Source organism: Methanobrevibacter sp. UBA188, assembly GCF_905234905.1.
GTDB lineage: Archaea > Methanobacteriota > Methanobacteria > Methanobacteriales > Methanobacteriaceae > Methanocatella.
Genome location: NZ_CAJOJM010000006.1, coordinates 19,252 through 42,291, shown reverse-complemented (window position 1 = coordinate 42,291; position 23,040 = coordinate 19,252). Strand labels below are relative to the sequence as shown.

Annotated in this window: 26 protein-coding genes; 8 read left to right on the top strand and 18 right to left on the bottom strand. The window is 33.2% G+C overall.

Annotation, left to right across the window (positions count from 1 at the left end; all coding sequences use genetic code 11):
• The first annotated feature begins 205 nt into the window (after positions 1 to 205).
• The 3 genes from QZ143_RS02335 (at position 206) to QZ143_RS02325 (ending at position 3,663) form a co-directional block, all read left to right on the top strand.
• Entirely contained in the window at positions 206 to 2,071 is a 1,866-nt protein-coding gene (locus tag QZ143_RS02335; RefSeq protein WP_292880843.1) for a cation-translocating P-type ATPase, read from the top strand.
• A 136-nt stretch (positions 2,072 to 2,207) separates the two neighbouring features.
• Entirely contained in the window at positions 2,208 to 3,167 is a 960-nt protein-coding gene (locus tag QZ143_RS02330; protein WP_292880839.1) for a cysteine synthase family protein, read from the top strand.
• A 1-nt stretch (position 3,168) separates the two neighbouring features.
• Positions 3,169 to 3,663, top strand: a complete 495-nt coding sequence (locus tag QZ143_RS02325) for a hypothetical protein (protein WP_292880836.1) — start codon at positions 3,169 to 3,171, stop codon at positions 3,661 to 3,663.
• Between the two features lie 3 nt (positions 3,664 to 3,666).
• On the opposite strand, the gene QZ143_RS02320 is transcribed toward QZ143_RS02325, so the two are convergent.
• The 4 genes from QZ143_RS02320 to QZ143_RS02305 form a co-directional block, all read right to left on the bottom strand.
• On the bottom strand, positions 3,667 to 4,446 hold the full coding sequence (locus tag QZ143_RS02320; RefSeq protein WP_292880834.1) for a class I SAM-dependent methyltransferase: 780 nt from the start codon (positions 4,444 to 4,446) through the stop codon (positions 3,667 to 3,669).
• 362 nt (positions 4,447 to 4,808) lie between these two features.
• Positions 4,809 to 5,399, bottom strand: a complete 591-nt coding sequence (locus QZ143_RS02315; protein ID WP_292880832.1) for a TetR/AcrR family transcriptional regulator — start codon at positions 5,397 to 5,399, stop codon at positions 4,809 to 4,811.
• A 52-nt stretch (positions 5,400 to 5,451) separates the two neighbouring features.
• Positions 5,452 to 6,072, bottom strand: coding sequence for a cytochrome c biogenesis protein CcdA (locus QZ143_RS02310; RefSeq protein WP_292880829.1), 621 nt, complete (start codon positions 6,070 to 6,072; stop codon positions 5,452 to 5,454).
• Positions 6,073 to 6,495 (bottom strand): thioredoxin fold domain-containing protein, encoded by a 423-nt coding sequence (locus tag QZ143_RS02305; RefSeq protein ID WP_292880827.1) that lies wholly within the window; start codon positions 6,493 to 6,495, stop codon positions 6,073 to 6,075. It abuts the gene before it with no gap.
• A 94-nt stretch (positions 6,496 to 6,589) separates the two neighbouring features.
• On the opposite strand from QZ143_RS02305, the gene QZ143_RS02300 reads away from it, so the two are divergent.
• Complete coding sequence (locus QZ143_RS02300) at positions 6,590 to 7,636, top strand: NADH-dependent flavin oxidoreductase (RefSeq protein ID WP_292609128.1); 1,047 nt, start codon at positions 6,590 to 6,592, stop codon at positions 7,634 to 7,636.
• Here the strand turns inward: QZ143_RS02300 and QZ143_RS02295 are convergent.
• The 3 genes from QZ143_RS02295 to QZ143_RS02285 all read right to left on the bottom strand — a co-directional run bounded on the left by QZ143_RS02295 (position 7,633) and on the right by QZ143_RS02285 (position 10,042).
• Entirely contained in the window at positions 7,633 to 7,962 is a 330-nt protein-coding gene (locus QZ143_RS02295) for a hypothetical protein (RefSeq protein WP_292609130.1), read from the bottom strand. The two genes, QZ143_RS02300 and QZ143_RS02295, sit on opposite strands and share 4 nt — an antisense overlap.
• Positions 7,963 to 8,048: 86 nt before the next feature.
• Positions 8,049 to 9,503: an NAD(P)/FAD-dependent oxidoreductase gene (locus QZ143_RS02290; RefSeq protein ID WP_292880824.1), complete on the bottom strand. Its 1,455-nt coding sequence runs from the start codon at positions 9,501 to 9,503 to the stop codon at positions 8,049 to 8,051.
• 20 nt (positions 9,504 to 9,523) lie between these two features.
• Positions 9,524 to 10,042, bottom strand: a complete 519-nt coding sequence (locus tag QZ143_RS02285; RefSeq protein WP_292607094.1) for a nitroreductase family protein — start codon at positions 10,040 to 10,042, stop codon at positions 9,524 to 9,526.
• 87 nt (positions 10,043 to 10,129) lie between these two features.
• On the opposite strand from QZ143_RS02285, the gene QZ143_RS02280 reads away from it, so the two are divergent.
• Positions 10,130 to 10,963: a tetratricopeptide repeat protein gene (locus QZ143_RS02280; protein ID WP_292607096.1), complete on the top strand. Its 834-nt coding sequence runs from the start codon at positions 10,130 to 10,132 to the stop codon at positions 10,961 to 10,963.
• On the opposite strand, the gene QZ143_RS02275 is transcribed toward QZ143_RS02280, so the two are convergent.
• From QZ143_RS02275 to QZ143_RS02255, 5 genes are all read right to left on the bottom strand, one after another.
• A complete protein-coding gene (locus QZ143_RS02275) occupies positions 10,955 to 11,980 on the bottom strand; it encodes a LytS/YhcK type 5TM receptor domain-containing protein (protein WP_292880821.1) in 1,026 nt (341 codons plus the stop codon). The two genes, QZ143_RS02280 and QZ143_RS02275, sit on opposite strands and share 9 nt — an antisense overlap.
• A gap of 141 nt (positions 11,981 to 12,121) precedes the next feature.
• Positions 12,122 to 12,250 carry a hypothetical protein gene (locus tag QZ143_RS02270; RefSeq protein ID WP_292607100.1) on the bottom strand — a complete coding sequence of 43 codons (129 nt, stop codon included), beginning with the start codon at positions 12,248 to 12,250 and terminating at the stop codon, positions 12,122 to 12,124.
• A gap of 5 nt (positions 12,251 to 12,255) precedes the next feature.
• Positions 12,256 to 15,780 (bottom strand): Hsp70 family protein, encoded by a 3,525-nt coding sequence (locus tag QZ143_RS02265; RefSeq protein ID WP_292880818.1) that lies wholly within the window; start codon positions 15,778 to 15,780, stop codon positions 12,256 to 12,258.
• A 15-nt stretch (positions 15,781 to 15,795) separates the two neighbouring features.
• Positions 15,796 to 16,563 carry an FHA domain-containing protein gene (locus QZ143_RS02260; RefSeq protein ID WP_292607107.1) on the bottom strand — a complete coding sequence of 256 codons (768 nt, stop codon included), beginning with the start codon at positions 16,561 to 16,563 and terminating at the stop codon, positions 15,796 to 15,798.
• Positions 16,564 to 16,635: 72 nt separating this feature from the next.
• On the bottom strand, positions 16,636 to 17,085 hold the full coding sequence (locus QZ143_RS02255) for a hypothetical protein (protein ID WP_292880815.1): 450 nt from the start codon (positions 17,083 to 17,085) through the stop codon (positions 16,636 to 16,638).
• Positions 17,086 to 17,159: 74 nt separating this feature from the next.
• Between QZ143_RS02255 and QZ143_RS02250 the strand changes: the two genes are divergently transcribed.
• Entirely contained in the window at positions 17,160 to 17,744 is a 585-nt protein-coding gene (locus QZ143_RS02250; RefSeq protein WP_292880812.1) for a hypothetical protein, read from the top strand.
• A 110-nt stretch (positions 17,745 to 17,854) separates the two neighbouring features.
• Positions 17,855 to 18,421, top strand: coding sequence for a hypothetical protein (locus tag QZ143_RS02245; protein ID WP_292607966.1), 567 nt, complete (start codon positions 17,855 to 17,857; stop codon positions 18,419 to 18,421).
• A gap of 1 nt (position 18,422) precedes the next feature.
• On the opposite strand, the gene ung is transcribed toward QZ143_RS02245, so the two are convergent.
• The 3 genes from ung to QZ143_RS02230 form a co-directional block, all read right to left on the bottom strand.
• Positions 18,423 to 19,082 (bottom strand): uracil-DNA glycosylase, encoded by a 660-nt coding sequence (gene ung / locus QZ143_RS02240; RefSeq protein ID WP_292880809.1) that lies wholly within the window; start codon positions 19,080 to 19,082, stop codon positions 18,423 to 18,425.
• Between the two features lie 247 nt (positions 19,083 to 19,329).
• Positions 19,330 to 19,800, bottom strand: coding sequence for a pyridoxamine 5'-phosphate oxidase family protein (locus QZ143_RS02235; RefSeq protein WP_292880806.1), 471 nt, complete (start codon positions 19,798 to 19,800; stop codon positions 19,330 to 19,332).
• Between the two features lie 27 nt (positions 19,801 to 19,827).
• Positions 19,828 to 20,202 carry a hypothetical protein gene (locus QZ143_RS02230; RefSeq protein WP_292880803.1) on the bottom strand — a complete coding sequence of 125 codons (375 nt, stop codon included), beginning with the start codon at positions 20,200 to 20,202 and terminating at the stop codon, positions 19,828 to 19,830.
• Positions 20,203 to 20,344: 142 nt separating this feature from the next.
• Here QZ143_RS02230 and QZ143_RS02225 point away from each other — a divergent pair, with 142 nt between their 5' ends.
• A complete protein-coding gene (locus QZ143_RS02225) occupies positions 20,345 to 20,992 on the top strand; it encodes a hypothetical protein (protein WP_292607978.1) in 648 nt (215 codons plus the stop codon).
• Here the strand turns inward: QZ143_RS02225 and dtd are convergent.
• From dtd to QZ143_RS02210, 3 genes are read right to left on the bottom strand one after another with little or no spacing between them, the layout of a single operon-like run.
• The gene (gene dtd / locus QZ143_RS02220; protein WP_292607981.1) at positions 20,989 to 21,435 is read right to left on the bottom strand and encodes a D-aminoacyl-tRNA deacylase; all 447 of its coding nucleotides are present in this window, start codon (positions 21,433 to 21,435) and stop codon (positions 20,989 to 20,991) included. The two genes, QZ143_RS02225 and dtd, sit on opposite strands and share 4 nt — an antisense overlap.
• An 11-nt stretch (positions 21,436 to 21,446) precedes the next feature.
• Positions 21,447 to 21,866: a hypothetical protein gene (locus QZ143_RS02215; protein WP_292607983.1), complete on the bottom strand. Its 420-nt coding sequence runs from the start codon at positions 21,864 to 21,866 to the stop codon at positions 21,447 to 21,449.
• A gap of 6 nt (positions 21,867 to 21,872) precedes the next feature.
• Positions 21,873 to 23,015 carry a toxic anion resistance protein gene (locus tag QZ143_RS02210; protein ID WP_292607985.1) on the bottom strand — a complete coding sequence of 381 codons (1,143 nt, stop codon included), beginning with the start codon at positions 23,013 to 23,015 and terminating at the stop codon, positions 21,873 to 21,875.
• Positions 23,016 to 23,040 lie beyond the last annotated feature (25 nt).

Here is a 23,040-nt window from a genome sequence, read left to right as displayed (position 1 = left end):
CATAAGGTATATGAAATATAATATTTAATTTATTGATTATTTTTCATTGCCACTTAAATATAAATCTATGAATTAATATTAAATAAGGTTTTAGCTAATTTAAAACATTTATATTTATTATAAATTTTAATTTGCTGAAATCTTATTTTTTTTAAAAATACAAATTATACCCTATCGGGTATAACTATATATAGGGCTGTTTAAAATGAAATTCTCAAAACATGAAAAAATAGACTTGCTGGCGATAATGATTTCAGCCATAAGTTTAATTGCAAGTTTCATTCTATCCATAGATTATCTATCTTGGATTGCAGTAATTTTATGTGGAATTCCAATTTTTAAGGAATGTGCGGAAGGACTTATTACGGAATTTGATATAAAAGCAGATTTACTGGTTTCAATAGCCATTGTTGCATCAATAATAATCGGAGAGGTATTTGCTGCCGGCGAAATAGCAACAATCATGGCTATCGGTGGATTTTTAGAAGAATATACTGTATCCAAAACCCAAGGAAGAATCAAAGAACTGGTGAATATGACTCCACAAGTTGCAGTAAGAATTAGAAATGGAAAAGAAGAAAGAATACTAGCTTCGGAAGTTCAAATTGGAGATATCCTAAAAGTGCTTCCTGGAGAAAGCATTCCAACCGACGGCAGAATAATCAATGGTGAAACCTCAATTGACCAGTCCACATTGACTGGAGAATCCATACCTGTTGATAAAAAAGCCAATGATGATGTATACAGTGGAACAATCAATCTTTACGGTTCATTTACAATGGAAACCACAAAAGTAAGTGATGACAGTTCTCTTCAAAAATTAATCAAATTGGTCGAATCATCATCTCCCGAAAATGCCAATGTAGTTCGCCAAGCTGACAAATGGGCAACATTTGTTGTTGCAATAGCTTTTACAGCTGCAATCTTGACATATCTGTATACATTCGAAATTGCACGATCAGTGACAATTCTCGTTGTATTTTGCCCATGTGCACTTGTTTTAGCCACACCTACAGCAATTATGGCTGCAATTGGAAACCTGACCAAATACGGTATCCTAGTAAAGGATGGAGCATCAATAGAGGAATTGGCAAGAACTGATGAATTGGTATTCGATAAAACCGGAACATTAACATACGGCACCCCCGAAGTTGTTGACATTATTTCCAACAACCCTAAAAAAATGATGAGAATGCTTGCATCACTCGAATCAAAATCAGAGCATCCCATAGCAAAGGCAATTGTAAAATATTATGATAATGCAGAGGAATTATTGGATATTGAAGATTTCACAATGCATATCGGCAAAGGCGTAACCGGAATCATCAACGGTTCAAAAGTGATTGCAGGAAATATAAATTTAATGGAATCTGAAAACATTGACTTGAAAGATTACAAAAGCGAAAGCAGTGATATTACCATATTTGTTGCAGAGAACGGCAGACTAATCGGGAACGTATTGCTTGCAGATACCCTGCGGGAAAATTCAAAGGAAACCATAAGAAATCTAAAGAAACTTCGAATCAAAACAACACTCCTTACAGGAGACAACGAAAAAACTGCAAGACACATTGCAAAAGAGGTTAAAGTTAGAAACGTTAAATTCAACTGTCTGCCGGAAGACAAAACAAATTACATTAGAGGAGAACAAATGCTTGGACATAATATTGCCATGATTGGGGATGGAGTAAATGATGCTCCTTCACTTAAAAAGGCCAATGTTGGAATAGCTATGGGAAAAATTGGTAGTGAAATAAGTGTTGAGGCTGCCAATATTACTTTAATAAATGACAATGTTGGAGACATACCTCATTTGATTGGTATTGCCAGAAAAACTGTCAGAACAATCAATATAAGCATAGCGTTTGCCCTAACTTCAAATGTTGTTGCAATGGCATTGGCAATACTTGGAATCCTAAATCCAATTGAAGGTGCCCTGATTCACAACATCGGATCTGTAGCGGTAATAACCTATTCATCTACGCTTATCAAGTACAGAATGTCAAAAAGGGATTATAAGCAATCAAAAAAAGTAGCAATTAGTAAAAAAATCAACATGGCAATGAATTAGGATTAATGAAAATTACTTCATAACTTGGTTATGGATTAAATATTGCACTGCAAATTTCCAAAAATTATCAGCATCAAAAAAAGTTTTTAATGAATTAGAAACATATAGTATAATATTATAAAATCGGATGAGAGTTATGAATATTGGAAAATTAGTTGGAAATACACCAATGATACAAATTGATTATGAATACGAAGGAAAGAAAGGTAGCATTTATACCAAACTTGAGTTCTACAATTATTCAGGAAGCATTAAAGATAGAATCGCATTATATATCATTCAAAAAGAAAGAGAAAATGGAAATCTAAAAGACGGTCAGGCAATTGTTGAAGTCACAAGCGGAAATACTGGAATTGCATTCAGTGCCATTGGCGCTCTTTACGGTCATGATGTCCATATTTTCATGCCAGATTGGGTTTCTCTTGAGAGAAGAAAACTGATTGAAATGTATGGTGCCCACGTCCATCTTATATCCAAAGAGGAAGGCGGTTTCAAAAGAGGTCTTGAACTAGCCGAAGAGTTTGCAAATGAAACAGGCGCATACAGACCACTCCAGTTTGACAATGAATTAAATGTTGAAGCCCAATATAAAACAACCGGTCAGGAAATTCTTGATGATGTTCCTGACGTTAATGCTTTCGTTTCAGGTATCGGAACCGGAGGGACATTGATGGGTATTGGAAAAAGATTGAAAGACAACAACCCCGACTCCAAAGTTTTCGCTCTCGAACCATCCACATTATCCATTCTTAAAATGGGAATGGAAGAAGGCAGCCATATGATTGAGGGAATTGGAGATGACTTTATTCCAGGCATTGTTGATGAGGATTTGATTGATGATATTGTTTTGATTCATGACTGTGATGCAATAAACATGTCAAAAAGAATAGCCAATGAATTCGGTTTGGGAATCGGCATTTCCAGTGGTGCGAATTTCCTTGCAAGCGTCATAATGGACAATGAAGATTTAAAAATTGCAACTGTTTTTCCAGATGACAACAAAAAATACATAACTACAAGACTATCCGAAAAAATCGATGACAATCCCGAATTGATTTCCAATAGTATTAAGCTTCTTGATTTTAAAGTGATTTAACATGAATATACAAAAAGCTGAAATGGATGATTTACCTGCAATTATGGCCATCTACAAATCAGCACAGGATTTCATGATAAAAACAGGCAATCCCACCCAATGGGGCCATTCTTATCCAACCAGAGATTTGGTTAAAAAGGATATCTGCAAAAGGATCTGTTATTTGATATGTGATGATGATTCTCCCCATGGAGTATTTGCACTCTTCAACAAAGCTGAGCCAACCTACCAATACATTGAAAATGGAAATTGGCTGAACGAAGATGAATATATTACATTGCATCGCATTGCAAGTGATGGCAAGCTTAAGGGAATCTTCAATTTTTTGATTGAATATTGTAAGAACATTTCAAACAATATTCGAATCGACACCCATCCGAACAATCATATTATGCAAAATCAGATTGAAAAAAATGATTTCAAGAAATGCGGAACAATATATGTTGCGGATGGATCTGCTAGAATAGCTTACCAATGGTCCAAAAACCATGAGTAAGACTTATTTTTCCAAGACTGCAATATAGTCCATCCTATTTCTTATATTTGGAATCCATGTGAATAGCCTGAATATTGGCTTGTAGACATTCGCCCCATCAAATAGATTCACATCCCTTATCCAATTGAAAGCAGAATTTAATTTTGTCAACTCATTACCTTTTTTAACTCCCCATGTAAATTTAGAATCAGTTTCTTCAACGGATATTTCCTTAACGTTTTCAACAGAAGTTGGCGGCATGATTTCGACAAAAATTGTGCAATTCTTGAAGTTTTCATCAATGATATTCAGGATATCAGACACATCGCCCTGATTCAGATACATAGTCAGACCTTCAATGATGAACAGCACATCGCCATCAGCCTTGATTTTACTTGCCCATTCTGGATCCATCGCCGAGTAGGCCAATGTTGTTACCCTATCTGTATCTTCTATGTAGTTCAATCTGAATTTTGCTGAATTTTCCAAATCGACATTATACCATCTGATTTGACCATTATCCAATCGGTTGAATCTTGTATCCATTCCTGATGCAATATTGATTATTATACAGTTTGGATGCTGTGATATATACTCTGACACCATATCATCCAAAACAATTGTTCTTGAAATTACTCCCAGTTGCATCTTTCTGTCTTTATCTGCCATTGTGAAGTCATAGTCTATTTGTGAGATGACCTCAATAGCTTTTGAATCATAAAACTTATGATTCTTTTGTCTGGAATGCTTTGCTTTTGTGTAGATTGTCAAAAGCATTGTTTTTTCTACTCCTTCTAAATTCATTCATTTTACCTCGTTTTTTTATTATATATTCTAATATTGTTGAAGGAATATATAAATTTTTAGGTATGCCTAAATTTTATACTATACATTTAAATATAATGAATTTTTTTAAAAAAAAATTGATTCCAAATTAATTAAAATCAATGCAAAAAAAAGAAAAAACATATTTACAAAAGAAATGAAAATATACCTGGAATTCAGAATGAAAACTGTCATTCAAACATATATTAAATCCACAAATCACTTTCAATCATTTTCAGAAATCTACCTAAGTAAAATAAGATTACTCCAAGATTATATTGAATAGAAATGATAGTTTTAGTAGAAACAACTAATTAGAACAGCAGAAATTCAAGAAATAATTATTCTTTTATTCCATTAAATATTATATTTAGATATTCCTGAAAATACTGTTCTGTTTCCACACTTGGAGTTTTATTGTAGACTTTCCACAAAACGATAGACTGGAATGTTACTCCAAAACACATTATTGACAATGCCCTTGGATTAATATCCTTGATTTCACCTTTTTGAATCTGCAATTTAAAAAATTCTTCAATATTATCAAGAATAACATCATTTATTTGTGAAATTAAACGTTTTCTGTCTGAAATTTCTCCCCCTTCTTCCATAGCAACTTTAAGTACACTGAATTCCTCATCAGAAAGGTTTAAAAGTCCAAAAAAGTTATCTTTAAGATATTGCTCGATGCTTATATCCTCATCAAAGCTGAATATTTCTTCCATTTTGTTTAAAAACAATTCCATATAATGATCTTTGGTAATATCTACCAGATTCTGCTTGTTATTGAACTTTCTGAATATAGTTACTTCATTAACACCGGCTTCAGCTGCAATCTTTTTAGTTGTTACCTTATCAATACCATCCTTTCGAATAAGCCTAAATGTAGCTGAAATGATTTTATCCTCAGTACTTTCAGTCTGAATATTCATAATTATAAATATTAATCATATATAATTTAAAGTTGTCTATTTTAAATTGAATTTAGATTACTGCCTGAATTGCATCATACAATAAGTATAAGGCTCCAAAAATCACCAGTACAGCAAATATTTTAGGAATATGCCTTGTTTTTGATATCAGCCTTTCCAAATTAATTTTTGAAATGAAGAGACTTAATATGAATAATGTTAAAGCAAAACCCATACAATAGATAATTATGTTTAAAACAGCATAGGTCGGACTGCTTGAACTTATAAGCAATGAGATTAATGAAATCAGATATCCACTATAGCATGGTGCCCATGCAACCGATGTCAAAATACCCATAATATATGATGAAAACAGACCATCACCATTTATTTGAGGAATTGCTTTAAATCCCATCGAATAATCAAAAAACATCAAAATACCAATAATCAACAAAATAATTGAAGATATAATCCTTATCGGAACAATATACGAATATAGAATTGATGTGAAAAAACCTGTCAAAAATATTATAATAACAAAAATTGTCAACAAACCGCCGACAAACGATATCAGGTCAAGCTTAGAGCGGGATTTCAGACTAACGCTTACAAAAATAGGCAATATCGGCAATATACATGGGGACAATATTGATATTACTCCCGAAGTAAAGGAAATTAGGGGAAGAACTTCCATCTAAATCTCCTTAATCAAATTTAAAAATTCACCAGCGGAAACGTAACCTTCAATCCTTTGAACTTCATTTCCTTTGGAATCTAAGAATACACAAGTCGGAGTTCCCATAACTTTATATTTTGAAGCTATTTGTGGCTGTTTTGTAATATCAATGTCTACAACAATGAAATCCTTTTCCAATTGCTTTTGAACATTCGCATTGGATAAAACATCCTTTTTCAACAAATCACAATAATAACAGCTATCCTGGTCAAAGATCAATAAGACAGTTTTATTTTGAACTCCTGCATCATTTAATGCTTGAGTGAAATTTGTTGTGCTGTTTAAACCATCTACAATTGGTGAATCAGCACTGAAAACTGCAGATACGGATACAAATGCCATTAAAATCAAGATAGCTAAACCGATAGTTTTATAATTCATGCAGATAATTATGAAAAAACTCATAAATTAATGTTTTTGTGAATAATTGTTTACATTAGAATCATATTTATATAATTTTATCTTAAATACTATCATGAAAGACTTATTTGATTACTGTGAATTTGGAGATTTGAAGCTTAACAGCAGAATTGTCAGAACAGGTTTGTGGGAGTCTGAAAGAGAAAAATCAGGTAATTTGACTCCTGAAATATATAACCGATACGAAAATATTGCAGCCAGCGGTGTTGGATTGATAATTACAGAATTATACTCCCTATATCCGAGGGACGTTTTTTCAAAATATTCTAATACCGTTAACTATACTCAATTTGTACGTGAAGCGCGTGACCTGACAGATTTGGTGCACGTTTATGACGTTCCTATTTTTGCCCAATTGGGTTTTGTACAATTCAACAAGAAAACCGAGCAGAATATGAAAATTGATGACATATCAATAGAAGACATTAGAAAGATTCAAACAGACATGATTATCGCCGCCCAAAAATTCGATTATGCAGGATTTGACGGCATTCAAATAGGTCTTGGGAACTACTATTTCCTGTCCAGATTCATAAATCCCAATTTCAATTCCCGTAGCGACAGATACGGAGGAAGTACATTAAGCCGTTTGAAAATCGTTTTGGAAATAATTAAAGTGATTAAAGAGACTACAGAACTTCATATAAACTGTCGTTTAAATGCATTTGACGGAACAACAAATGGAATGACCTTGGATGAGACAATTGAAGTTGCTAAAATTCTTGAAAAATATGGTGTTGATTCACTTCAGATAACACGTCCACGTTCACCGCAATTTTTCACACGGGAAAACAAGGAGAAAAATCCGTTGGTTGAAGCAAGTGAAAAAATAATCAAAAATGTTGATATTCCAGTTATTCTAGGTGGTGGAGCCACTACCCAAAAACAGATTAATGATATTTTAAATTCAACTGATATTAACTACATTTCAATGCAAAGACCATTTGTGGCTGATCCTAGCTTTTTGGTTGAATGGCAAATTGAGGGTAATGGTGAGAGTAAATGCAAAACATGCAATAACTGTTACTGGAAAAAAACATCCACATGTTTTATTAACAGACCCGCAAAATGGGATGTACAATCAGACATTTCATCCCATTAAACCATTTTTTCGATTTCCTTAAGATTTTCTTCAATGAATTGCTTATATTTTGGGTTTGCTAAGATCTTATATTGTTTTTTATTGGTCCTTTCATGTGCTTCTTTCATAATGAGTTGTAATTCATCAATATCACTATTCAAGACAGCATGCAATTTGTTCCTTTTGTTGTCATCCATGCGATTCAAAAAGGACTCTATTTTAGATTCAAACTTGGAAACCAAATTAGTATTTTTTTTGGCCCATCTTTCTAGTAAAAATGAAGGAGTTAATGTGAAAAATTTTTCATACTGTCTAACATCATCATAAGTAATTTTTTCTTCACTCATAATTTCACCTAAATATATTCTTTTTGATATGATAATATAAAAGCTTTCGCTTTTTTTAAAAAAAAATATACATGGGAAAACCCATGCTACAAGTCATAGTGAATATTGTGCAATTTATACAGACATACAGAACTGCTTGAAGGGAATGCATAAATCATATAATCTAGTTCTTCAAGAGTTATTTTCTTGTTAATGATAAATGCAAACATGTTCGCTACATTTTCAGCGTCTGCAGCATATATTTCAGCACCGACAATGTTTAAATCCTTATCAACGATGACCTTTGCCTCTGCAGTAGTATCGTTTTTAAGTTCAAGAGAGTATGAATTGCCGTATCTGATTGTGTGGACATCATATTCGTCACTTTCATCTGCAACATACGCTGGAACACCGACAGTGGCAATTCTAGGAATGGTGTATGCAACGGCAGGAACTACAGGATAGGTTATTTCATCGGCTTCACCAAGCAATTCCTTTGCAAGGTATTTTGAGTGATGTATAGCTACGGTAACCAGTTTTGCAACGCCTGTATCTGCAACATCACCTGAAGCATAAATGTTTGGAACTTCTGTCTGAAGGTGTCCGTTTACCTTAATACCCTGTTTGGTGCTTGTAAGGCCAACATTTTCAAGACCTATTCCATCCACATTGGCTTCTCGCCCAATAGCTGCAACAACATAATCTCCACATAATGTTAGGCCACTTTCACATTTTACTGTGAATGCATTTTCATAAGCCCTGTTGTCGATTTTGGCTTCAGGATCTCTTAGCTCATCATCTGTATTCAAAGCCTTTTTGAGATTTAAAACTTTTGCTTCGGGGTTTTCAATTGTTGCACTGTCATCCTTAATGATTTCGCTTACCTGCTCATTGAAATGGAAGCGAATATTTTTTCCTTCAAGAATTTCAATTACCCTTTGAACATAAGGCTGATGGAAATACTTTAATGCCATGTCCCCTCTGATGATTACGTCTGCTTCAAGGCCTGCTTCGGCAAGGATTGATGCAAATTCCATACCGACAAATCCCGCACCTATAATGATGGAATGTTTCGGAAGCTCATCAATGTCCAAATAGTCAGTGCTGTCATGTAGAAACTCTTTTCCTTTGATATCAGGAATTACAGGCTTCAATCCAGTAGCTATAACGATTTTATCTGTAGTGAATGTTTCATCACCGACCTTTACAGTATGTTCATCTACAATAACACCCTTTCCATGAGCCACATCAAGGTCGTACTCTTCAAATTTGCCATCCAGAAATGGAGCCATATTTGCAATTCTTTTCCTTTTGAATTTCATTAATGCCGGCCAGTCAACTTCAAAGTTACCTGCTTTTCCAACACCTTCAAAGTTATCTGCCAAAGCCTTTATTTCATATGGGGCATCGAGAAGTGCTTTTGAGTTACATCCCCTGTTAGCACATGTTCCTCCATATAGGCTTTCTTCGACTATCAATATTTTAAGGCCTGCTTTTCTTAAAAACCGGCCTCCCTGCCATGCGGCATTTCCGCTTCCAATATAAATAACATCATAATCCATAATTTAATCTCCTCCATCAACTATACCAAAAAATGTATCTTATTTTTATCCAAATCACTTTCATCGTGAGGTTTTGGAATATTGTCGCTGTGACCTAAGGCAAGAATGCCCACAATTCTATAATGACCATCGATTTTTAGGATATCCCTCACAACCTCTTCGGAATCCTTGCCGTCTTTACTTCTTAAGTGTATTTGGACCCAACAACTTCCAATATCAAGTTCTGTTGCCATCAAATGCATATGAGTCAATGCAATGGATGAATCCTCAATCCATGTATCTGCAACCATAGAATCCGCAACAACTACAATAGCCTTATTTGCACCAGCTATTAAATCTGCACCATGGTCTTTTGATTTAGACAGTTCCTTTAATGTTTCAGTTCTTTCAACAACCATGAAGTTACATGGCTTTCGGTTCATTGAAGTAGGCGCTAAAAGAGCAGACTTAAGAATCAAATCAAGTTCATCCTTAGATATATTTTCATCATTGAATTTTCTTGTACTTCTCCTTTTAAACATTACATCAATTAAAGACATGATTAAAAATAGGATTTAATATACTAAAAATATAACTATTACATCAATCAAATTCATAGATAAGCACAGCTATTGAAATTGATTTAAATGACAGACAATAGAGAATATCTCAATACAGACATTGACAAGCAAAATCAAAATGACAAAACTTACCAGGCCACCTTTAAAGTATCAAAAACTTCTAAAGTAGAGCATTTAATCAAGGAGCAGAAGTATGATGAAGCATTGGTGGAAATTAACAAGATACTTCAAAGTGACAATGATTACTCCAATTGGAATCTTAAAGGAATCATTCTTGATAACTTGAAGGAATATGAAAAGGCAATAGAATGCTTCGATAATGCATTAAACATTAATGAATCATCAGACATCAAGATTAACAAAGCGAATTCACTGTACAATTGGGGCAAACTTTCATTTTTCCCAGAAGGCAATTATGACAAGGCATTAAGATTGATCAATTGCGGATTGGAAGTGCTTGGGGAAAGTGAAGACCCATCGGAATTTTATTTTTTAAAAGCGGAAATATTGGAAGGTTTAAATGACCTCGTGGAAGCACAAAAAGCATATTTGATAGCTTATAAAGAATTTGATAGATTAAAAGAACTGGAAAATCAAATTGAATATATTAACAATACATCAGACATTTTAATAATCATTACAGGCTGCAGTTTCTATAACTTTACTCCTGAAAGTGGAATTATCGTTAGTCTGGTTAAGGACATTGAAAATGAGCATGACCCTGATGCGATAGCTGTCATGAAAGATGAATCTATTGTAGGATATGTTGCAAACAGCGATTACACGCTAATCGAAGAAGTGAAAAGTGCAAGTGACATCAAAAATGTAATGAACAATGAGCAGAAGGCAGAAATACTCTTTGATTATATCGGAGAGTATACAATTGCAAAACTAATCTGAATTTTCGTTTTTAAGCTCATCTATTTCCTCTTCCAACTCTTCAATTCTATCCAAATGTTCTTCCAAGGTATTTTCCATCTCATTTATTCTAAATTCTTCATAGGAAATTTCTTTTTTAGGTTGAGTCTGTTCCTGGACAATCATTAAAAACAACGCCATGCCCATCACTGATGCAAACAACATCAAAGGATAAATGTCTTCCACAAAATGAAAAGAAATATTATTAGGAGTTAATATTACTATTAAAAGCATTTCAAATCCAATGAAATAAAAAATCAGCAATATTGAATGTAGGCTTCTAAGAATTTTTTTACCATTCCATACATATATCAGACTACCTACAATCCCCGATAAAACAGTTGAAAGGGCACATGGAAATGCAGTTACACCGCCCTGTGAAAATCTGAAGATTCCCGCAATTATTCCTGAAGGTATCCCTACAAAAGGTCCTCCAAACAATCCCCCAATCATGATTATTAAAGTTCTAACGTTTGCTGGAGTGTTATTGACATATACATGATACAATGAAGCAATGCAGCCCAAAATGGAAAAAATGATTAGACATAATATCTGATTTTTTCTTGTAATTTTGCCTTTCATAATATTTTTAAAAGGCTTTGTCTTGGTTACAATCAGCATGAATATCAGCATTACCGATAATACCTTGAACATTTCCATATAAGGAGCAATGAACATTTCAGTATTCGATGTCTTATTGAAATAGGAAATAACCATGCTTAATATTCCAATGATAATCAGATAGCATACTTCATAAATGGAGCTGTCCCCCAAATTTCTAAACTGGGGAAGTCTTGTCGAAATGAATCCTAAAATTATGATTGCAGAAACCATAGTAAGAATGTTATTCAATGTTTCAAAAGGAATATTGAAATTGCTATCATGATATAAATTGTTTAGGAACGCCACATAAAGAATGATGTTGGAAATAAACAGCAATATAAAAATAATATTTATTCTTGCATTGTTAATTTTAAATTTATTCCTTTTGTACTTCATAAAAAAACACGTCTAAAAGTAATTAAAATTTAATTTGTTCATCAGACTATAAATATTTTATACAAAAATTTTTTTTATAAACATAAATATTCATAGCTATTCAATTTAACTTTAAAAAGTTTATTATTAAATATAAAAAAGTTATTCATTGGAAAGCTCATCCAATGCTTCCATAACCTGCTTTAGGTCAAAGGGATACTCCAAAAATCCATCGGAATTGCTTTTATTTAAAACGATTGTTGCTTTTATAGAATTCTTTTCGTCTTTCATGAATATCACCTATCAAACCTTTCATCTATTTCATATAATTCCCTGACTATGACTGCCAAGTCATCATAATCGTGGAAATCTAAAGCTATTGATGCTCTTTTAGACAAATCTTCATAATCTTGCCTATTTTTATCATAAATACCCTCGGTTTTTAAATTGAAGAAGCTGGAAATGATAACATCATCCTTATTTAATTTGACATATTCTCTAATCAAATTATTGTAAATCTCATCTAATTTCACAAAGTCATTTGTATTTACTGCAATGTCCAGATATCTATTGAAATCAGCAGTTTCAAACAATTCTCCTCGTTTGGCAATATCGAGCTTATTTTTCACATTTTCCAAAAGCATTGAAAAGTTCAAGTTGAACTTTTCCCTTTTTATCATGTTTTCAAGATAATCAAGATATATTGAAGCCAACTGCATTGCTCTTTTATCTATTTTAACCAATTCAATTAACCTGTCTATATAATCTATGATTTCTATGCCTCTTATTGAACATGAATATTCATTCAAATAATCAATTGATTTTATTAAAGAGCTGTATTTATCCAGAATATACATTTGAGATATGTTGGCGCCATCGGATGAAAATGCATTGTCAAAAAACTTGATGAACATTTTATCATTTTTAACTAAAATAGGAGACCTTTCATCGATTTCAACCTTGCTATTGTGGTCATATATCACTATTTCGTAGTCTCCCTGGCGAATAAGTACCTTAAACGTACCGTCAAGATTGATTGGAACTTTACCAGTCGAGTATTCATCACCTATGAATTCAACATAATAACCAAGAAACGAATATTTGTCATCAATCGTAAAAACCCTTCCACTGACATAATCTTTCTGGATATTCAATATCAATGAAAATGGATTTGATGAAATGTCAACATTTGGCTTTTTAAGCATGCCAGCATATATTGATGCTCCTTTGGCAACAACGGTAAGTGGATTAATGCCATGTTCCAGACCCATGTCCAAATTTTCATTGATCAAATCCTGAACTATCGGACTAACGCATGACCCACCTACAAGAATGACCTTATCAATATCACTGCTTGAAAGAGAGTTATCATTTAATAGCTTTTGCACTAAATTAAATGTAGGTTTGATTAAAGGCTCAATAATTTCCACAAGCATATCTCTTGTTAAAGTATAAGTAAAGTCATAATCATTGAAAAGATTATGAATAAATATATCTGCACTACTATATTTTGACAATTCTTTTTTAGAATTTTCAGCTACTACCTTGAGCTTTGAAAAGATTCTTTTATATCTCTTATTATCTCGTGTGAAATCTTTCAGTTTTAATTGTTTGGCAATCTTTGGTGCAAAAATATCATCTACAATTGCCCAATCAAAAGCATTTCCACCAAAATCATCTAGCCTGATGCTGTCCAAACTATCAATTTCACCTGAAAAATATCTAATCAGGGAAATGCTGAAAGTGCCTCCACCCAAATCATAAATTAACCAATTATTTTCCTTCAAATCATATGCTATTGAAACGGCAACAGGTTCCAGCAAAAGACTGTGGGATCGCAATCCCGCAAGGTCAGCGGCATCATTTATCGCTTTGGTTTTAATGTAGTTAGAATTTGCAGGAACACAAATGACTGCATGTTCAACGTTTACGCCTAATTGTTTATATGCTGAAGTTCTCAAATCCTTCAGAATTTCTGCAGATAGCTCTTCAGGCTGCATTATACGTGAAGATTTTTGAAAGTTGAATGGAATGGAAAATCCCATATTATGCTTGAACTCAGAAATCGCATTCTTATCATCAACCCACAATGCATTCTTAGCATCTTCACCGACGTGAATATTGTTATCCTCATCAATCAAGACAGCCGAAGGCGTGAAATCATCACCAGTCAGATAATTCTTGACGATAATGGGATTTCCATCATTATAATATGAAAGAATGGAGTCCGTCGTTCCCAAATCAATTGCATAATCAATAGTATTGCCCTTGAACTTGTTGGATATCTTAAATTCATGATTCATATTCTGTTTCCATAAAGATAACTTATATTCATAAGAATCTCTGATATCCGAATCAAAAACAACAGCGAACTCCATAAGATTGGATGCATCAATGAGATTATTCAGATTGACCAGATGATTTGACTGTGCAACAATCTCTTCAACGGAATAAGTTTTCAGAGTATTTATGATTGGAGAATACATCTGCTTAATATGCTTATTTTTTTCCATCAGCTCTTCCAGTGAAAGGACTGCCTTAATCAGGTTGGCATCTTTTGACAATTCAATGAAAATTTTCCACAGATCAATATAATGACTGAATTTATTTTTTATTGAAGGATTGTAAGATATTGCTTCTTTTAACAAATCAATTGACAAATAATAATTTTTTCCACTGAGATTAACTGTAAAAGCTTTTGAAATCAGTTTTACATCAGGATTTGGAGATTTCCACATCTTTAATGTTTCGCCATAATGCTTGCGGATTTCATAATCATTCAGAAATTCATTTTCCAAAATTTCAATAGCCATATCCAAACCGTTTTCCCTTTTAGCCAATCGGAAAGCATTCCTAAGAGAATTATTTATTAGATAATGATAATCATCCTCAATAGCTTCAGTTCTGTTAGTCATATCAACTGCAGGTTCCAGATTATTGATGGCTATTTCAATATCAGCCAACAGTTCAGAAGCATTTTGATACCTGTCCTTCGGATTGATTTGAAGACATTTCATTACGATTTCATCAATATTTGTTGAAACATTTTTATTGTGGTAACTCGGAGGTTTGAATTGCTCTTTCCAAGGCTTCAATTCCAATAGGTCTTCCATGGAAAACATATCCATATCACAGGGAAATTTATTTGTCAAAAGTTGATAAAAGATAACTCCAACCGCATAAATATCTGTCATGGTAGATATTGTCTTTTTAAAACATTCAGGTGCCATGTATGGCCTTGTACCCACTATGTCAATATCTGAAATTTTAGTTGTAACTTCCTTCGAAAAACCAAAGTCGGAAATCTTGACAACAATCTCGCCGCAGTTATCAAAAGTAAGCAGGATATTTTTAAGCTTCAAATCCCTGTGTATTATCGGAGGATTTGACATGTGAAGCGTGTTCAAACCCATCAATATCTGTCTTATTAAAGTCAGCACCTTATTTATAGGCATCAGAATATTTGAATTTATGAATGAATTTAGGTATTGCTCCAAATCTCCGCCCTGTACATACTCCATTACAAAAAAAGCTAAATCTTTTTTATTTTGCCCGAATGTTGACATGATTCCCGCATCATATATGCTTATGATATTTTCATGTCTCAATTTGGTTGCAAGCATCACTTCCTTGAATACTGATTTGATGTTTGTTGCCGGACTTACAGGTTCCTTGATGATTTTCATTGCCCGTAGGTCTTCAAGATAATTATGCTCTACAAGATAAACCTTGGCAAAGGATCCTTCGCCTAAAAACTTTTTAACTTCATATTGGCCATTGAAGAATTCGCCGACCAATTGTTTAATATCATCCAATTCCAACAACATCACCAAATTCTAATAGGAAACGTGAATAACCGCTCCGCCATTTCCTCGGGATAATTTAATGAAAGAGTTATTTTTAACTTCAACAGCCTTATTGATTGGAATTTCAATATCTTTTATAAATGTTCCGTTTGAACTTCCACCATCAATAACATACCATTTGTCTTCCTTATTGAAGACCTTTAAATGAGGTTTTGAAACATTTGAAACTGTTTCATATTCATTATCCAATAGAATAGTAGGAAGTTCGAAGTCTTCATCAGTGAAATTGCTTTTACGGCCTATTAATATACTTTCATCCTTGTGAACCTTGAATGTTTTGCCCTTATCCGGCCCATTGAATATTGTTATGATGCAATATCCATCCTCCAATCCAAGATTGATTTTGTGCAAATCAAAGAATGTCAAGATTTCATCAGAAAAGAATGAGATTTCCAAAAACAGATCTTCAAAAGCATTATCCTTCAGGGAATATCCATTGACATTTCTCTGTCCCACTTTATTGACTACCTCTTTTTTGACAGTGACTTCCTGAATCAGCTCAGATTCAACAAGTTGCTTCAGGTGTTGTCCCAGCATTTGAACTGTTATGGAAATGTTATACTTATTTAAAAGAATTGAATTTATTTCACGGGAATATAAGGGTTCCTTGCTGTTATCCCTTAAAATTTCCAGAATTGAAAATCTGACCTTATTGTTAATTGCGGCCAACTTCTTTGAGATGATATCACATTCAAAGGTGTCTATTATTACTGTATTTGTTAACTCCGAATCACTCATTCAAAACCCTCCAAGAGATGATTTATATTAGATATATTCTAAATATCTAATAAATCACATAAAGGAAAAGGTTTATTTTACAACACCTGATACAACAGATGGCTTAACATTATTTAACTTATTGAATTCCATGACATTGTTAAATGTATCCTCAAAAGAGCTTTCAGCACCAATTTTTTCCCAAGATTCTACAATAAAATATTTATTGTCAACTTTGATTATTTCACAGGTTCCTTGCTCTTTTAAAGGTTCATCAACGAAATTATAAGTTTGATTTTTTGATTTATTTACAGAATAACCGTATTTAGTATCATTTTTAAAGTAATCCTCACCACCGGATTTGGAAAATGGAACTACAGCCATACTTTGTTCTGCTTGACCTGTTGGACCGTATTTAATAAAAACTCCATCCCCAACATCTTTAAAATCACTGTTAAATTTAAAATCAGACACTTCCTGAGCTGATACAAACCCCATCAGGAATATAGTTAGAATTAAAAATATTGATAACCGTTTAAACATTATAGTCACCTAAAAGTATATATCCCAATCATATATAAATAATTTTTCAAAAAATTTAATTAATTTCACATTAAATGTATAATTTAGATAACATGGAAATTACAGCCCAAGAAATGAAAAGAACAATTCAAAAGATTTATCAAAGACTCGATGAGGTAACCCCTGTCGATTTTGATTGTGGGAAATTATGTGGTGAAGTATGCTGTGTTTATGATGCTGATGAAACACACACTGAAGAGCTTGTTTTATACTTACTTCCCGGTGAAGAGCTAATGTATGAAGACAGCCCTGATTTTGAGCTATACTATATGGATTCATCTGAAATCAGATATCCTCATTCATGGAAAGATAATATATATCTTGTCAAATGCAAAAATCCGCCAAGATGCGACAGGTCAATCAGACCGATTCAATGCAGAACATTTCCTTTAGTGCCACATATCTCCAAAAATGGAGAATTTCATCTTGTTTTAGATGAAACTGAATTTCCATATGAATGTCCCATCATCAGGGATCATATAAAACTCAATGAGGACTTTATTAATGTCACCTATGAAATTTGGAAAATGCTTATTTCAAACCCGTTAGTTTATGATTTGGTTGATATGGACTCAAAAGACAGAGATAGGAGAACTACAAAATATAAAATAATGATTTAAATTACGATAATGAAATTGAACCTTAATAATAATTTCCCTACTTCTATTTAAATAATATCAAACACAGTATTAATATGCTTAAAAAAATCATGATTTTTATTTTTATTCTAATGTTTTTAATTAATGCAGTAAATGCACTTGATAGCTCCAATTGGACTGAAGCTATTGTGGGATATGAGGAGTTCAAGATTCCTCCGGAATACAAAAATCCATATTCAAGCGACTTCAATATGTACGAATTCGATGAGGACATTGACGTTTTCACAATAAGATATGTCAATCCAAGAATAATGGATTTGTATGGATATTTTCTGGAACACAACAGCCAAATCAAAAAAGTCAATGTTGAAGGCCACGATGCAATCCACTTCATGACATATGACCGCAATGACGGAGCAAACAATTCCAAGTTATGGTTCTCAGCAGGTGATGAGTTCTATTATATCGCATGGAGAGGCAGCGACATAACACCAACAATTAAAGAAGTGGTGAAAAGTGCAAACAAGTCAAATTACAACAAGACAGAGTTCTATTCCATTCTCAATAATGAATATAACAACTATAAGGTTGTAAATGCAATTGAATCTCAAAGATATGATTACCCTCAAAATGACAAGGGACATCATTCCTTTGTATCTGTTGGAAGCAATGGTATTAACTTTGGAGTTATGAGCTAAATCATAATCTCCAATTTATTTCTTTTAGATTATTCTGCTTTAAAAATTCATTAGCTTTTATAAAATGATTTGAACCGAAAAATCCACGTCTTGCAGAAAAAGGCGAAGGATGAGACGTTATCAAAACCAGATGATTTGGATTTTTTATCAATTCCTTTTTCTTTTCAGCCTGTTTTCCCCAAAGCATAAATACTATAGGTTGTGTTTGACAGTCCAATAGTTTTATCACATTATCTGTAAAAATTTGCCATCCACATTTGCTGTGGGAGTTTGCATTACCCTCTTCGACTGTCAAAACTGTATTGAGTAAAAATACACCCTGGTTTGCCCATGATTCCAAACATCCTGATTCGGGAATGGGATAATCATATTCTGCATTGATTTCTTTAAAGATGTTGTTGAGTGATCTTGGTTTTGGACGGCCAGAGGGTGTTGAAAATGCAAGTCCATGGGCCTGTCCCTTTTCATGATAAGGGTCCTGACCTAAAATAACAACTTTAACCTCGTTCAATGGTGTTAATTTAAATGCGTTGAATATCTCATCATATGGAGGGTAAATTGTCTTTGTTTCGTATTCTTTATTGATGAAATCATTAATTTTTAAAAAATAGTCCTTTTCAAATTCTTCCTTTAGTGCCAAATCCCAATCATTGCCTATCATAAGAATTATTTTATTGATTGAAATATATTATTTTTTTCTTTAGGCATACCAAAATATTTATATACTATAGTTGATAATTTATTAATTGTAATAAAAATTTAGGTTTACCTAAAAATCTGATTTTTCATTACTACTCCGATTGATTAAATTAGGCTAAGATATTTTTCTAATTTAATTAAAACATATGACTACTCTCACGAAATTAAATATGTCCCACCATATTTAATTTCACTCCAAAATACATATCCTATTTTTCCCGAACAATTTTTCCAGAGATATGATCTATAGTAATTTCAAAAACCTCAGTTTTATCAAGCAATCTATCAATTTCACGTACGGTTTCTTCATGAGTTGGGAAAAACTTGTCTCCAAGGTAAGTCAACCTATCGATTTTTTCTTTTTTATCAGCAATGGTTTTAATTTTTCCAAAGATTATGACACTTCTGAAGGTATACCACCAGCTATCCTCCTTTTTAACGCCAGAATCCATCACACAATATGATACCTTATCATGCTTTTTAATTGCATCATTCTTATGGCCTTCCATAGCCCCATGAAAATAGATTTTCCCATCAACAAATACATGACTCATAGGCAATGCATAAGGATAGTCATTATCCCCCAAAAGCGCTAAAACACCTCTAGGTTCATTTGCCAATATTTCAATACACTCCTCTTCAGATAGCTCTTGTTTGTGTCTTCTCATTTTTCGAAACATAATACCACATCCAAAAAGACCTGAAGTTTAACTGATTTCCTTCAATCTTTTCATCAAATCATTTTTACTGGATCTGTCAACATTTTGAATAGCTTTCTTTAGGATATCCCTTTCACTTTCCTCATCATCCTGTTTGCGGTAAATGTCAGCCAATCCATTATATGCTTCAAGATTTTCAGGCATTATGACTAAAACTTTTTTATACAATTCTATAGCTTTGCTTTCATCAGAATTTTTAGCTTCTTTCAATAACTCTGTAACGTCTTTAATAGAAGCAATATTTTTATCAACTTTCTTTGAATCGTCTGAATTGATTTTATCTAATTTATCAAAAATTTCATTGGCTTCATCCTTATCAAAATTAGAACCGAATTCACGATTGCTCTTGTTATTTTCTACCATGTTAATTAATTTGAATTATTAATTTAAAAAGATTTTTAAGATATGCTATCGAAAATATTCATGACTAAAACTTTTTTAAACAATGGGAATTAATCATTAAACATGATATTTCATATTAGATTATATTACAGAGTTGATTAGAATGGCAGAAGAGCTAAAAATGGAAACAAAATGTTATGATGCTAATGAATACGGCTATCTTTATGGTCTGAATCAAAGAATTCCTGATGAAGAATTTGAAAAGGTAAAACCATACATGAGAGACTTTAGAAGAAAAGATTTCGTTGATGGCATTATCAAAGTTACCGGAAGACCTGAAGGATACAGATGCCTCGAAAAAGATGTTAGCAAAGTAGAAGAAATTCTTGGAATTGAAAATACACTACAAAAAAGACAGGACAAAATAAAAAAGGCCTTTGCAGACCCTATTGCTAAAGTAAACCTTAAGGATAATGCATACAATTGGCTAAATACCCTATTCAAAAAGACTGGAACCCATCCTAAACAGAACCTGTCAAGACTGGCGCTTCACTCAACCAAAATCTATGACCCTGACGACAGCTTCAAAAAAGGAGCAAAAAATGGTGAAGGAGTATTGTTCATCTACACCCCTCACGGAATGTGGTATATAATCAATAATTGCGGTGAAAACAGCGATACATCACTTAATAATGTTGAATCCAATTCAGGCGGAGCAATTGGATATAGATTGATGTATGATGATACTGTTGACACATTAATCAGGATTTACACTGAAGAAAATGAATATACTGGGGAAAAATTATATTAATCCTCATCAAATTCCTTTTCAAGCAATATTGTTACAGGACCGTCATTCAACAAATCGACTTTCATATATGCGCCGAAAACACCTGTTTCAACATCAACATGTTGCCTGCATTGTTCGGTGAAATAGTCAAACAGTTCAGTTGCCTTATCTGGATTTAATGCCTTATGAAATGAAGGTCTGTTCTTTTTGGTTGAAGCATATAATGTAAACTGAGGAACAAGCAACAGTTTAGCACCAATATCCATTACTGACTTGTTCATTCTTCCGTTTTCATCCTTAAAAATTCTTAATTTCACCAGTTTTTTGGCCAGATAGTCAGCTTCTTTAACAGTGTCATTTTGGCCAAATCCTACCAAAACCATCAAACCCTTTTCAATTTCACCTACAATATCTCCATCAACTTCTACACTGGAGTTGGTGACTCTTTGAACTATCAGTTTCATTAAATTTCTCCTTAAAGTATTGCTACAAATGCAAAGATTATAAAAATAAAAATGACACAAATACAGCATGCCCCTAGGCTGGAATCCTCTTTTGCTTTTCCCATAGGTGTGGAAGTTACCTTGGTTACGACAGGATTTTCATCCATATCATAAATGTCAACAAGCTTTATGGCAACCATTATTGACCTTATCAAGGCTATGAATGCTGCCAAAAGTAAAATCCATCCATAATATATAATCATTGAAGAGGAGGAATATATTGCAGATGCCACTAAATAGAAAAACCATGGCAATTCATAGGTAATTCCTTCCAAAATCCAGTTTTTGTTGTTGAATTTCATCCCAATGTATATAAACCCAACTCCTGGAAACAGGAATGTGAAAGGGAAAATTACCCACCATGATTTTTTAATCTTTTCAAATGCATTCATAATAATCTATTGTAAACGGTTATTGTTGTTTGTTTCAATTTTTTCAACTACTTTTTGGCCATCTTTAGCCATATCACTGAACATATCAATTGTTTCTTTCATTTTTGGAAGTGCTTGTTCTTTATAATTGCTAACATCTTCAATAGCTGCAATAGCTTCAGAAAAGGCTGCTTTAAGTACCTCCGGAGAAATCATTGTCTCAGCACTTTGCTTTTGAATTTGACTTCCTTGCTCTCTTAGCATGTGTGAAGTGGTTTCAATAATGTCGCTGGTAGTTTCATTCAATATCTGAATCTTATCCATTACAATTTTCTGATCATATAATGCGCGTGCAACCATAACTCCAGTTCTTAGAGCAGATACTGTTACGTTTTTAGCCCTGTTAACTCCACGAATCAATTCCTTATTGTTTCTTCTAATTACATTTAATGATACTATTCCCTGTTGGTTTACAACTATCATCTGTTGCATATCCATTATTCTCTGCCTTAATGGGAATAGAACCTCTTCTTTGACAAAGGCAATTTTTTCAGGGTCCACGCCCTCAATTTCCGCCTGTTGTATTTGCAATTCAATGGATTCATCCATCTTTTTACCAAGCTCAATATCGGCCAATAATTTATTTGTAACTTCTCTAAGGTTATTTTCCTCATTCAATATGGTTACATTGTCATTTTGCAATACCTTGCTGCTGTGGTCAAGTGATTCAACAATATTTGAAATGGAATTTTCCGCCTTTTCATATTTGGCGAAGTATTTGCGAACAGGATTCATGAGATTTCCAAGAACACCTTTCTTTGTGAAATCCACTTTACTTGGATCCAAATCCTTCATCTGCCTGTCAAGTTCGGAGAGTTTTTCACCAATATTTTCAGCATCCTGACCTCCTTTGTTAATATCTACAAATCTGGTAGCAAGAAGCTCATTTCTTTGGGAGGATCTTGAAATATCATCCATACCAAAGTTTTCCAATGGTCTTAAAATACTTTCTCTTTCTGAAGGATTATTTAAATCAGCTTCAAATATTGCCACAGCATTTTCATCAGCCTGGTTTTTAATATTTGAATTTTCCAATTTTTCTTCTTCCTGTTTCAGTGTAGTTTCAACATCTTTCTTAATTTCATCAACATCAAGTGAAAATTCCGCCATTTTATCACCTTATTTTGTTTGATTA